11 protein-coding genes are annotated in these 12,758 nt (G+C 56.0%); 5 read left to right on the top strand and 6 right to left on the bottom strand.

Translation table 11 applies throughout. From position 1 onward, the window contains the following. Positions 1–58: 58 nt before the first annotated feature. The 4 genes from carB to BJ887_RS12400 all read right to left on the bottom strand — a co-directional run bounded on the left by carB (position 59) and on the right by BJ887_RS12400 (position 6,867). A complete protein-coding gene (gene carB / locus BJ887_RS12385) occupies positions 59–3,283 on the bottom strand; it encodes a carbamoyl-phosphate synthase large subunit (protein ID WP_014168589.1) in 3,225 nt (1,074 codons plus the stop codon). A gap of 18 nt (positions 3,284–3,301) precedes the next feature. After that, complete coding sequence (gene carA / locus BJ887_RS12390) at positions 3,302–4,450, bottom strand: glutamine-hydrolyzing carbamoyl-phosphate synthase small subunit (RefSeq protein WP_020882556.1); 1,149 nt, start codon at positions 4,448–4,450, stop codon at positions 3,302–3,304. Positions 4,451–4,904: 454 nt separating this feature from the next. Beyond that, positions 4,905–5,726, bottom strand: a complete 822-nt coding sequence (gene dapB / locus BJ887_RS12395; protein WP_121339922.1) for a 4-hydroxy-tetrahydrodipicolinate reductase — start codon at positions 5,724–5,726, stop codon at positions 4,905–4,907. Between the two features lie 133 nt (positions 5,727–5,859). Further along, a complete protein-coding gene (locus BJ887_RS12400; RefSeq protein ID WP_121339923.1) occupies positions 5,860–6,867 on the bottom strand; it encodes a LacI family DNA-binding transcriptional regulator in 1,008 nt (335 codons plus the stop codon). 188 nt (positions 6,868–7,055) lie between these two features. Here BJ887_RS12400 and BJ887_RS12405 point away from each other — a divergent pair, with 188 nt between their 5' ends. From BJ887_RS12405 to BJ887_RS12425, 5 genes are read left to right on the top strand one after another with little or no spacing between them, the layout of a single operon-like run. After that, complete coding sequence (locus BJ887_RS12405; protein ID WP_121339924.1) at positions 7,056–8,798, top strand: class I mannose-6-phosphate isomerase; 1,743 nt, start codon at positions 7,056–7,058, stop codon at positions 8,796–8,798. Positions 8,799–8,800: 2 nt separating this feature from the next. Then, entirely contained in the window at positions 8,801–9,229 is a 429-nt protein-coding gene (locus tag BJ887_RS12410) for a PTS sugar transporter subunit IIA (RefSeq protein ID WP_032681681.1), read from the top strand. 9 nt (positions 9,230–9,238) lie between these two features. Then, positions 9,239–9,733: a PTS sugar transporter subunit IIB gene (locus tag BJ887_RS12415; protein ID WP_032679607.1), complete on the top strand. Its 495-nt coding sequence runs from the start codon at positions 9,239–9,241 to the stop codon at positions 9,731–9,733. A gap of 10 nt (positions 9,734–9,743) precedes the next feature. Then, positions 9,744–10,541, top strand: coding sequence for a PTS sugar transporter subunit IIC (locus BJ887_RS12420; protein ID WP_121339925.1), 798 nt, complete (start codon positions 9,744–9,746; stop codon positions 10,539–10,541). Next, positions 10,541–11,359, top strand: coding sequence for a PTS system mannose/fructose/sorbose family transporter subunit IID (locus BJ887_RS12425; protein WP_040018597.1), 819 nt, complete (start codon positions 10,541–10,543; stop codon positions 11,357–11,359). The genes BJ887_RS12420 and BJ887_RS12425 overlap by 1 nt, the downstream gene beginning before the upstream one ends. A gap of 26 nt (positions 11,360–11,385) precedes the next feature. On the opposite strand, the gene BJ887_RS12430 is transcribed toward BJ887_RS12425, so the two are convergent. Both BJ887_RS12430 and BJ887_RS12435 read right to left on the bottom strand, forming a co-directional pair. Continuing rightward, entirely contained in the window at positions 11,386–12,156 is a 771-nt protein-coding gene (locus BJ887_RS12430) for a glucose-6-phosphate isomerase family protein (RefSeq protein WP_121339926.1), read from the bottom strand. Continuing rightward, positions 12,149–12,703, bottom strand: coding sequence for a glucose-6-phosphate isomerase family protein (locus tag BJ887_RS12435; protein WP_121339927.1), 555 nt, complete (start codon positions 12,701–12,703; stop codon positions 12,149–12,151). Before BJ887_RS12435 ends, BJ887_RS12430 begins: the two co-directional genes overlap by 8 nt. Positions 12,704–12,758: the final 55 nt, after the last annotated feature.

The following is a 12,758-nucleotide window of genomic DNA, read 5'->3' on the forward strand; positions in this document are numbered from 1 at the left end:
CAGAAGGTTCTGAAGGTGGGAATAATACCCGGCAGCGAATACTGCCGGGTATGTTGGCTTACTTGTTAATCTGAGCGTGCATTTCCTGAACGGAAATCACCTTCTCGGTGGCATCGGCGTTCAGTGCCATCGCGGTGGCGAAACCACCGTTAAGGGTGGTGTCGTAATGCACTTTGTACTGCAGCGCGCTGCGGCGAATCAGCTTGGAGTCTTCAATCGCCTGACGACCTGCGGTGGTGTTAATGATGTAGGTGTATTCGCCATTCTTGATGCGATCCTGAATGTGCGGACGACCTTCATGCACCTTGTTCACCAGACGCGGATTAATGCCCGCTTCACCCAGCACAATGGCCGTGCCGTGGGTGGCATCCAGCTCGAAGCCCTGTTTCAGCAGCTTAGCCGCAAGGTCAACCACGCGCTCTTTATCACCTTCGCGAACAGAGAGCAGCGCACGGCCAGATTTTTTCATGGTGGAGTTACTGCCTAACTGCGCCTTCGCGAACGCTTCTGCGAAGGTGCGGCCCACGCCCATCACTTCCCCGGTAGAACGCATTTCTGGCCCTAACAGCGGGTCGACGCCCGGGAATTTGTTGAACGGCAGTACCACTTCTTTCACCGAGTAGTACGGTGGGATAATTTCTTTCGTCACGCCCTGCTGTGCCAGCGTCTGGCCCGCCATCACGCGCGCCGCCACTTTCGCCAGCGGAACACCGGTAGCTTTAGAGACGAACGGTACGGTACGTGCTGCACGCGGGTTCACTTCAATCAGGTAGACTTCGTTGTCTTTGACAGCGAACTGGACGTTCATCAGACCGCGAACCTGCAGTTCGAAGGCCAGCTTCTGCACCTGCTGGCGCATCACGTCCTGAATTTCCTGGCTCAGGGTGTACGCTGGCAGGGAACATGCGGAGTCACCGGAGTGAACGCCTGCCTGTTCGATGTGCTCCATGATACCGCCAATCAGCACCATTTCGCCGTCACAGATGGCATCCACATCCACTTCAACGGCATCGTCGAGGAAGCGGTCGAGCAGAACCGGCGCATCGTTGGACACGCTCACTGCCGTCTGGAAGTAGCGACGCAGGTCAGCTTCGTCGTAGACGATTTCCATCGCGCGGCCGCCCAGCACGTACGAAGGACGTACCACCAGCGGGTAGCCAATCTCTTTCGCCTTCTCAACAGCCATCTCGATAGCGGTGACGGTGGCATTGGCCGGCTGTTTCAGCTTCAGACGGTCAACCGCCTGCTGGAAACGTTCACGGTCTTCTGCACGGTCGATTGCATCCGGGCTGGTACCGATTACCGGCACACCAGCGGCTTCCAGCGCGCGCGCCAGTTTCAGTGGGGTCTGGCCACCGTATTGCACGATAACGCCTTTAGGCTTCTCGATACGCACGATTTCCAGCACATCTTCCAGCGTTACCGGCTCAAAGTAGAGGCGGTCGGAGGTATCGTAGTCGGTCGACACGGTTTCCGGGTTACAGTTGACCATGATGGTCTCGTAACCGTCTTCGCGCAGTGCCAGGGAGGCGTGAACGCAGCAGTAGTCAAACTCGATGCCCTGGCCGATACGGTTAGGACCGCCGCCCAGCACCATAATCTTGTCGCGGTCGACGGACGGATTCGCTTCACACTCATCTTCATACGTGGAGTACATGTAAGCGGTGTCGGTCGCGAACTCCGCTGCACAGGTATCCACGCGTTTGTAGACCGGGTGCAAGTCATACTGGTCACGCAGCTTGCGGATTTCCGCTTCACGTACGCCCGCCAGTTTGGCCAGACGCGCATCGGCGAAGCCTTTACGCTTCAGTACGCGCAGGAAGTCAGCGTCCAGGCCATTGATGCCCAGGTCCGCGACTCTTTCTTCCAGACGTACCAGCTCTTCAATCTGCACCAGGAACCAGCGGTCGATGTTGGTCAGGTTGAACACGCCATCAACAGAGAGGCCCGCACGGAACGCATCGGCGATGTACCAGATACGCTCTGCGCCTGCGTCTTTCAGCTCGCGGCGAATTTTGGTCAGCGCTTCAGGGTCTTCCAGGCTCACTTTCGGGTCAAAACCCGTGGCTCCCACTTCCAGGCCGCGCAGCGCTTTCTGCAGGGATTCCTGCTGAGTACGCCCAATCGCCATCACTTCGCCAACAGATTTCATCTGCGTGGTCAGACGGTCGTTTGCGCCAGCGAACTTCTCGAAGTTAAAGCGAGGGATCTTGGTCACGACGTAGTCGATGGACGGCTCGAAGGACGCTGGAGTGCGGCCACCGGTGATGTCGTTCATCAGCTCATCGAGGGTATATCCCACCGCCAGTTTCGCGGCCACTTTCGCAATCGGGAAGCCGGTGGCTTTCGAGGCCAGCGCGGAGGAACGAGAAACACGCGGGTTCATTTCGATAACAATCAGGCGACCGTTTTTCGGGTTCACCGCAAACTGAACGTTAGAGCCACCCGTTTCTACGCCGATTTCACGCAGTACCGCCATCGAGGCGTTACGCATGATTTGATACTCTTTGTCGGTCAGCGTCTGGGCTGGCGCTACGGTGATGGAGTCGCCGGTGTGGATACCCATCGCATCGAAGTTTTCGATGGAGCAGACGATGATGCAGTTGTCGTTTTTATCACGCACCACTTCCATCTCGTACTCTTTCCAGCCAATCAGCGATTCATCAATCAGCAGCTCTTTGGTGGGGGAGAGATCCAGACCGCGTTCACAAATCTCTTCGAACTCTTCGCGGTTGTAGGCGATACCGCCGCCGGTGCCACCCATGGTGAAGGATGGACGGATGATGCACGGATAACCAACGTCAGCCGCCACAGCCAGCGCTTCTTCCATGGTATGTGCGATACCGGAACGCGCAGTGTCGAGGCCGATTTTCTTCATCGCCACGTCGAAGCGACGACGGTCTTCAGCTTTATCAATGGCATCGGCTGTCGCACCAATCATGGTCACGCCGAACTCTTCCAGCACGCCCTGACGCTCCAGCTCCAGCGCGCAGTTCAGCGCCGTCTGGCCGCCCATGGTAGGCAGAACCGCGTCCGGACGCTCTTTTTCGATGATTTTGCGTACCACTTCCCAGTGAATCGGCTCGATGTAGGTTGCATCAGCCATTTCCGGGTCGGTCATGATGGTGGCCGGGTTAGAGTTCACCAGAATAACGCGGTAACCCTCTTCGCGCAGGGCTTTACACGCCTGGGCACCGGAGTAGTCGAATTCGCAGGCCTGGCCGATCACAATCGGGCCAGCGCCAAGGATCAGGATGCTTTTTATGTCTGTACGTTTTGGCATGGTCTTCTCGGCTCCTGATTATTTAGCGGTCTTACGGTATTGCTCAATAAGTTCGATGAAGTGATCGAACAGCGGTGCGGCATCGTGCGGGCCCGGGCTGGCTTCAGGGTGGCCCTGGAAGCTGAACGCTGGCTTATCGGTACGATGAATCCCCTGCAGGGTGCCATCGAACAGAGACTTGTGGGTCACGCGCAGGTTAGCCGGCATTGACGCCTCATCCACTGCGAAGCCGTGGTTCTGTGCCGTAATCATTACCGTGTTGTTATCGATATCTTTCACCGGGTGGTTCCCACCGTGGTGACCGAACTTCATCTTCACTGTGTTAGCACCGCTCGCCAGCGCCAGCAGCTGATGACCCAGACAAATGCCGAATACCGGGATATCGGTTTCCAGGAAGGATTTGATGGCGTCGATAGCGTAATCGCACGGTGCCGGGTCGCCAGGACCGTTGGACAGGAAGATACCGTCCGGATTCATCTTCAGTACCTCTTCAGCAGAGGTTTTCGCCGGGACGACCGTCAGGCGGCAGCCGCGGTCGACCAGCATACGCAGGATGTTGCGCTTGGCACCAAAATCGTACGCCACCACGTGGAATGGCAGGTCGCTCTCTTTTTTCGCTTCCGGCAGGTCTCCCGCCAGCGTCCAGCTTCCCTGCGTCCAGCTGTAGGCTTCTGCTGTGGTCACTTCTTTCGCCAGGTCCATGCCGTTCAGACCCGGGAAAGCTTTCGCTTTTTCCAGCGCCAGGGCTGCATCGAGGTTATCTCCTGCGATGATACAACCGTTTTGTGCACCCTTCTCGCGCAGCAGACGCGTCAGCTTACGGGTATCGATATCAGCAATCGCCACGATGTTATGGCGCTTCAGGTAGGAAGAGAGGTCCTCGGTATTGCGGTAGTTGCTGGCAATCAGCGGCAGGTCGCGAATGACCAGGCCTTGCGCATGTACCTGAGAGGATTCTTCGTCAGCAGCATTGGTGCCGACATTGCCGATATGAGGATAAGTAAGAGTAACGATTTGGCGAGAATAGGAAGGATCAGTGAGGATTTCTTGATAACCGGTCATTGAAGTATTGAAAACGACTTCCCCAACCGCCGAACCCGTTGCCCCTATGGCCCGACCGATAAACTGGGTTCCGTCTTCCAGAACCAATAGCGCTGACTTAATCAAAACACCCTCCAGAGAATATTCACTCACTTTATTTGCATATTAATTCATAACCGCGTCATGAATCAATGCAAATGTGTTGCCAGCGGATTTTTGGCAAACGGCGGCATTCTGGGGATTTGGTGGCTAAAAGTCAACTTAAAAGGGAGATTTGTCATATTCTTTTGCGAGCCTGAGAGAGCCAGGAGAGCTTAAGCGGCAAAAAGATCAGGTAAATCACTGCGGGAAACGCTTGCGCGGCAAGTTTAATGGGAAAGGCCGCTTCGTGGCATCAAAAAGTGGACCAGACGGTCAAAATTTACATTCAGATAACACAAAACACGTGGAAGAGATGAACTTTAGTGTAAAAATTAATAAAATTACCATGAAATACATAAAATAAAAGGGCAATAAAATATTGCCCTATGCAATCAAAGCCTTACGACTGCAATAACCACATCACGATGGGTAATAACGATTACAAATTGTTGAGATCGAGCACATCTCGCATATCAAAAAGACCCTCTTTCTTGCCTTTTAACCACAAGGCGGAGCGTACAGCGCCATTTGCAAACGTCATCCGGCTGGATGCCTTATGCGTAATCTCGACGCGTTCCCCAATATCGGCGAACATCGCCGTATGTTCGCCGACGATATCGCCCGCGCGGACGGTAGCAAAACCAATCGTGCCGGGAACACGTTCACCGGTGTACCCTTCACGGGTGTAGACCGCGCAGTCTTTCAAATCTTTATCCAGTGCATGAGCAATCGCTTCCCCCATCGCCAGCGCCGTACCAGATGGCGCGTCGACTTTATAACGATGGTGCGCTTCAACAATCTCAATGTCGGTATAACTGCCCATGACCTTCGCTGCCTTCTCCAGCAGCTTCAGCATGACGTTCACCCCCACGCTAAAGTTTGCGGCGAAGACAATCGCAATCTCGTGTGAGGCATCCTGAATGGCCTGCTTCCCGGCATCATCAAAACCGGTGGTGCCGATCACCATTCCTTTACCGTGCTGACGGCAAAATGCCAGATGCGTGAGCGTGCCTTCCGGACGGGTAAAATCGATGAACACATCAAAGTCATCTTTTACCGCCTCCAGGCTGCTCTGCACGGTAACGCCTGTCTTACCCGCGCCCGCCAGCTCACCCGCGTCAGCGCCAAGCAACGATGAGCCGTCACGCTCCAGCGCCGCGCCCAGTGCCACGCCATCCATCTGTAGTGCCGCCTGAATCAGCTGGCGACCCATACGTCCACCCGCGCCCGCAATGGCGACACGGATCTGTGCATCATGCATAGTTATTCTCTTACGTTAAAATGATGTAAACCGTTTTCAGATTAACCAGCCTTTGCAGATGCTGCCAACTGAAAACGACGATAATTAGAATTTAATGATAAACAGGAAGAAATATCAGCAAAAGGCATAATCTTCAGCGAAAACCGCACGATTCGCGGACCACCAGCGCGGGCGGTAAAATAATGCGTTTCGCCGGCTCCCGGTTCCCCTGTATCCGGCTGAAAAGCAACTCGCCGGCCTTACGCCCTATCTCCTTCGCGGCAACGGAGACGGTAGTCAGTGCAGGCTGTACCAGCCCGGCCTCGGTAATATCGTCAAAGCCCACCAGGGCAAAATGGCGTCCCGGCTCGCGCCCCATTTTGCGTATACACTGCATAACGCCAAGGGCAACAATGTCCTGATAACACACTGCCGCGGTAATCTGCGGATGGTTCATCAACAACGCTTCCGCCACGCGCGCGCCATCACTCTGGCTTGCCTGTGAGGTGACGATCCATTCGGGATTCGGCGTTACACCATACTCCAGTAATTTACTGGTAAATCCGCCGATACGCTGAGCGCGAGACCCCGAATTCAGGCTACCGCCGATAAAGGCAATCTGACGATGCCCCATCCTCAGAAGATGCTCTGTCGCCATTTGGGTGCCAAGGAAGTTATCGGTTCCCACAAAATCAAAGTCCGGATCGTTTAGCGGTCGCACGACCATAATTGCCGGAATATTGCGTCGCTTAAGACCATCGAAAAAGGCCTGCGGAGTTTCTCGCGCGGCACACAGCACCATGCCACAGACGTTGTTACGCATCAGCGAATCCACAAACTTTTGCTGTCGCTCGGACGACTCTTCGCTGTTTGCCAGAAACAGCAGAAGGTCGTGGCGTTCCATCTCATGGCTTAGACCTGCCGTCATTTCGCCATAAAAAGGGTTCGTGATGTCATGCAACAGGAGCCCCACCTGATTACTGCTGCGGTTTCGCAGGTTGGCTGCCGTCTGATTGTAAACATAGCCCGATTCATCCAGCGCCTGAAGTACGCGCTCCCGGGTCCGTTGCGAGATCCGCCCTTTATTACACAGCACCATTGATACGGTGGCGGTTGAAACCCCGGCGCGTTTTGCCACATCAGCCAGCGTGATACCCGTCATGATCGCTCCTTGTCGTTCACATCAGATTAATCGAATAACCTTAATTTTGCACTTTTGCGCGTGAGCCTCTTCACATAATGGCCGCCTTTTCGCCACTTATCGCCAGAACTGGCGGGTTAATCGCGTTAATCACCCTTCCCAAACAAGGTTAATCGAATAACCTTAAGCAACGAAGACGGAGAGAAAAGATGGCAACTTACGATAAATTCCCGGAAGTCGCAGTAGAGGGGTATGACGATTGTGCCTGGCAGGGCTGGGACGCGATTGTGCGCGAGCTTACCCACAGAGCGGGTCAATATACACGCACCGTGCTGGTCATTGACTGCTACCCCGGCGTCAGGCTGGAGGAACTGGAGACAAAACTGCTGCCAGCATTGGGGGCCACGCTGACGCTCAATGCCGAACAGATGCGTCTCGACGAACATGCTTTAAGCGGGTTGCTGGCCCGACATCTCACTGACGACCGCGTCTTCGGCGTGCTCTCCTGCCACCAGCTCGAGGAATTCATCGACCCGGTGAAACGCGAGGCGTTGCAGGCGCAGGTCGAACTGTGCCGCGAAGGGATAATCGTTATTTACGGGCCGGGTGCCGCGCTGGTTAATGCAGGCGATATTCTGGTCTACGCCGATTTACCGCGCTGGGAGATCCAGCAGCGCATGCGCAGCGGTGAACTGGCTAACTGGGGCGCAGCGAACCAACACGAGGATATTCTGCGTCGCTACAAACGCGCCTTTTTCATTGAGTGGCGCGTATTCGATCGTCACAAAACCCCGCTGCTACGGCGTACTGATTATCTCCTGGATACCACCCAGGCGGATGATCCGGCGATGGTCGGCGGCGATGCGCTGCGCGCCGGGTTGCAACACACCACTCAACGTCCTTTTCGTGTAGTGCCCTTTTTCGACCCCGGCGTCTGGGGCGGACAATGGATGAAACAGAAATTCGATCTCGATCCCTCTGCGCCTAACTACGCATGGTGTTTTGACTGCGTGCCCGAGGAAAACAGCCTGTTGCTTCGTTACGGCGCGGTGCGGATCGAGATCCCCTCTCAGGATTTGGTGCTGCTGCACCCCCGGGCGCTGCTGGGTGAAAAAGTGCATGCCCGTTTTGGCGCGGAATTTCCCATCCGCTTTGATCTGCTAGATACCTTCGGCGGGCAGAACCTGAGTTTTCAGGTGCATCCGACCACGGAGTACATACAGCAGCATTTTGGTATGCATTACACCCAGGATGAGAGCTATTACATCCTTGAGGCAGAGCCAGGGGCTCAGGTGTATCTGGGGACCCGAACGGGTACCCGGCCCGAAGCGATGATGGACGACCTCAGACGGGCCAGCCGCGGTGAAAAGCCGTTCGACGACGCCCGCTTCGTCAATCATCTTGCGGCGAACAAGCACGATCATTTTTTGATCCCCGCCGGTACGGTTCACTGTTCTGGAGCAGGAACCGTGGTACTTGAGATCAGCGCCACGCCTTACATTTTCACCTTCAAGCTCTGGGACTGGGGACGGCTGGGGATGGATGGGCAGCCCCGCCCGGTTCATCTGGCGCATGGCGAAAAGGTGATCGACTGGCAACGCGATACGCAGTGGGTCGAACAGCATCTTGTGAATCAGTGTGAACCCCTCGGCGAAGGCACCGGCTGGCGCGAAGAGCGGACCGGGCTTCACGAACGTGAATTCATCGAAACGCGTCGCCACTGGTTCAGTGAACCGGTGACGCACTCCCCCCACGGAGGCATGAATGTCCTTAATCTTGTTGAAGGTGAAGAGGCGACGGTAGACAGCCCCGGCGGCGCATTCGCCCCCTTCGTCGTGCACTACGCAGAAACGTTTATCGTCCCTGCTGACGCAGGCGAATACCGTATTTCTCCGTCAGGGCCGAGCTGCGGTAAATCCATTGCCACCATTAAAGCCTGGGTAAGAGGTTAACCATGATTCACATTATTGTGGCGACACACGGCCCGCTGGCCACCGCCCTGCTGGAAAGCGGAAAAATGGTGTATGGCGATCTTCCTCATCGACAGGCGGTATGTCTGAACGCACAGGCTGGCATAGCGGGGTTTCGCCGTGATTTCGCTGCGGCATACCACCGCGCAGATGCGGGCGCAGACGGCATCGTCGTCCTGTGCGATATGCAGAGCGGAACGCCCTGGAATGTGGCCTGCGAATACGCGTTTAATCCCCAGACGCACCCGCCGGTCGCCGTGGTGGCAGGAGTCAACTTCCCCATGCTCTTGCTCACCGACGACATCCTGATGGCCCGGGATGTCCATGCCGCCGCCGCGCAGCTCATCGAATTAACGCAGCCCACCCTGGTTCAGGCAAAACGGGTGGAATCCGCCCAGAACGACGATTTCTAAGGAGCTTATATGAGCATTTCGTTTGTACGTATTGACGACCGGGTGATCCACGGGCAGCTCGTCACACGCTGGGCCAAAGAGCTGCCCTGTGATGGCATCGTGGCAATTGACGATGCCGTCGCGGCCGATCCGCTGCTCTCGTCGGTAATGAAAGGCGCGGTGTCAGATACCAGAGTGTGGCTGTTCGATACCCTGACCGCCATCGAAAAGCTGCCGAAAGTGATTGCCAGCGATAAGCGCTACTTCGTGATTGGCAAATCGCCTGTCACCCTGCAACGTCTTGAACAGGCAGGCATAAGCCTGAAGAACGGCAATGGCAAAATTAACGTCGGGCCAATGAGTGCCCGCGCCAATACCACCACCATTGGCCCTAATCAGTCCGTAACGCCAGAGGAGGCAGCAGCCTTTGACTGGCTGACTGAACAGGGGCATGCCATCGAGTTTCGTCTGGTGCCCGATGCCAGTTTTTACAACTGGCAGGACGCCCGGCAAAAACTGAAATAAGGAGCGCATGATGATTTTCGAAGCTTCTCTCATCGGTCTGCTTTGCTATCTCGGTGCACTCAGTAGTCCCTGGCTGTTTGGCCTGACGGGCGGCTGGTATCTCATCTCCCGCCCGCTGGTTTCGGGGATGCTGGTGGGCCTGATTCTGGGCGACGTTAAAACCGGGATCATGATTGGTGTGGCGGTGCAGGCCGTTTATATCGCGATGGTCACCCCCGGCGGTTCAATGCCTGCCGATCTCAATTTTGTCGCTTATCCTGCTATCGCGCTGGGGATTCTGTCGGGCAAAGGGCCAGAGGTGGCCGTGGCGCTGGCGGCGACCATTGGCATTGCCGGAACGATACTGTTTAACGCCATGATGGTATTGAACTCGTTCTGGAACCACCGCGCCGACGTGGCGCTTGAGCTCGGGGATGAGCGCGGAATTTATTTTAACAGCGCGGTCTGGCCGCAGGTGATGAACTTTGTTCTGCGCTTTGTGCCGACGTTTATCGCCGTCTATTTTGGCGCACAGTACATCAGCGGGTTTATGGACAGTCTGCCCGGCATCGTGCTTTCGACCATGAACGTGCTGGGGGGCATCTTACCGGCCGTTGGGATCGCCATCCTGCTTAAGCAGATCATCAAAAGCTACAGCATGCTGATCTACTTCCTGGTGGGCTTCATATGCATTGTGTTCCTGAAGCTCAACATGGTGGCGCTGGTGATTGTGGGCACCCTGCTGGCGTTAATTCATTACAACTACAAGCCGGAAGCGCCGCAGGCTGTCACGCCGGGTAGGCCCGCCGACGATGAGGATGAATTCTGATGGAAGACCGTAAACTGACCCGAAAAGATCTGCGCCGCTGCTGGCGAGCGTGGATGATGCATAACCTCTCTTCGATGAGCTTCGAGCGTCTGGAATCGTTCGGCTTCTGTCTGAGCATGTTACCGGTCGCCAAAAAACTCTACCCGGATGCCGCCCAGCGCACCGAGATGCTGCGCCGCCACGCCTCGTTTTACAACACGGAGCCGCAGATCGGTGCCATCGTAAACGGTATGGCGCTTGGGCTGGAAGAGAAAAAAGCCAACGGCGAGCCCATTGATGGCGAAACGATCAATACCCTGAAGGTGGGGCTGATGGGACCAATCGCGGGGATTGGTGACTCAATGATCCCCGGCATGCTGATCCCCATTTTGCTGAGCATCGGTATGGCGCTTGCCGCCGGAGGAAATGTTCTTGGCCCGTTGTTCTACACCGTCGCCTGGCTGGCCATCATTATCCCGGGATCCTGGTTTCTGTTTCTGAAAGGCTACCAGATGGGCTCAGGGTCGGTCGAGATGCTGGTGAGCAGCAAGTCAACGCGACTGCGCGAAGCTTTGTCTCTGCTGGGTGTATTTGTGATGGGCGGCGTGGCGGCAAGCTACGTTAAGCTGGGCACCGGACTGGAATTTATCACCCGTGACGGGGTTAACATCCATGTTCAGCAGATGCTTGACGGTATCTTCCCGCAGCTATTACCGCTTCTGGTGGTTCTGGGCACCTGGTATCTGATGGCGAAACGTGGCGTCTCCCCGGTCAGGGCCATGATTGTGTTGCTTGCGCTGGCGGCGCTGGGCGTCGCATCAGGTCTGTTTGCCGGATAAGACAGCCGGGGCAATGCCCCGGTTTTTTATGGGTGGAAGTTATGCCACAGTTCGGCCACTTTATCCGGGCGAGAGATAAACTGAAAGCGAGCAGGATCGGCAATAAATTGCGTATAGACAGGCTCATCCGTCAGGCCGAATTCGCTGTAGCGACGCGGTGTAATTATCTGTAGCCGCCCCGGCAGATAATGCGTGTTGTGCTGCCAGATGATATGGCTCCCCTGCAGCAGCGGATACCAGGCCAGTCCTTTACGCGCCCGCACGGCATCATATTCAAAACCATATTCCCTGTCGCACCACGCACCGAAGGTCAGCGGTTCATCCGGCGAGGCAGAGATAGTGGCATGCCCCCAGCCGGGCGGAACCAGCACCTTTTCACCCGGCCCGGCCAGTACGGCGAAACAGCGCCCGGGATCGTCCGCAACATACTCCTGCATATAGATAATGGCGCGCCCCTGCCAGATTTCATACAGCTCGGGCGGAGACCAGCCGCTGTGACGGCTTTTACGGTGAACATGCCCCTGGCTGCGGATCGGCTCTTCACCCAGCGTTCCCGTCGCGTAGGTCACGACCCCAAACAGCAGCATGCGTTTTTTCAGCTCCTGCCGGTCTGCCAGACGGGCGACATCCATCGCAATAGCATAAACGTCTTCCGGCCCTGAGCAGTCAGGGTCCCGTAACGACGCGCGGATCTCATCAAGCTTACGGATCTCTGGCATCGGGCCAGTGACGTCCTCACCGTAGCTGAACCCCAGCGGGTGCCGGGTGATGGTCATGTCGAGTCCAAAGTTATCCATTCTGAACCTCCCAGCCACCGTCAGTGGCCAATACCCGCACGGCAAAACCGTGGGGTAACGCGGCATAGTCGTGTCCGGCGACGGCGGGCCAGACCGCGAGTGAAGAGAGCGTGGTCTCACCGGTATTGATTAAACGGTGGGCGGTAAAAGGCGCAATAATATGGACGGATCCCGGCATCACGCACTCCAGATGGGTTTCGCCGGATGTCGTCTGGAGTAAAAGCAGGCCACTTCCCCGCAGTCCAAAATAGACTTCGCCCTGTTCACGACGTTGATGAAAATGGCCGCGGGTCATAAAAAATTCCCGGCCAATTTTACCTGCATGTAAATGGGTAACGCCGACAAACAACGCCCCTTCTTGTGCAGGCGATTCCAGCATTTCGACGTCATACACCGTCTGATGCGGATCGCATTGTGCCCAGGCGTCTCGATCGGCAAACAAACCATTGAGATCGGCAAGGCGTGTGGATTTGAGAATAAGTGCGCCGCGGGCAAGTGTACTACTGGCCCAGGCCACCAGAGGCGGCAGGATAATATCTGAAGTCATCGTCTTCTCCGGCCCGAGGAGAACAACCCGCCCAGCATAACAATTTAAACGATTA

The organism is Enterobacter sp. WPR_3_1 (genome assembly GCF_003635055.1).
In the GTDB taxonomy this organism is placed as follows: domain Bacteria; phylum Pseudomonadota; class Gammaproteobacteria; order Enterobacterales; family Enterobacteriaceae; genus Enterobacter; species Enterobacter ludwigii.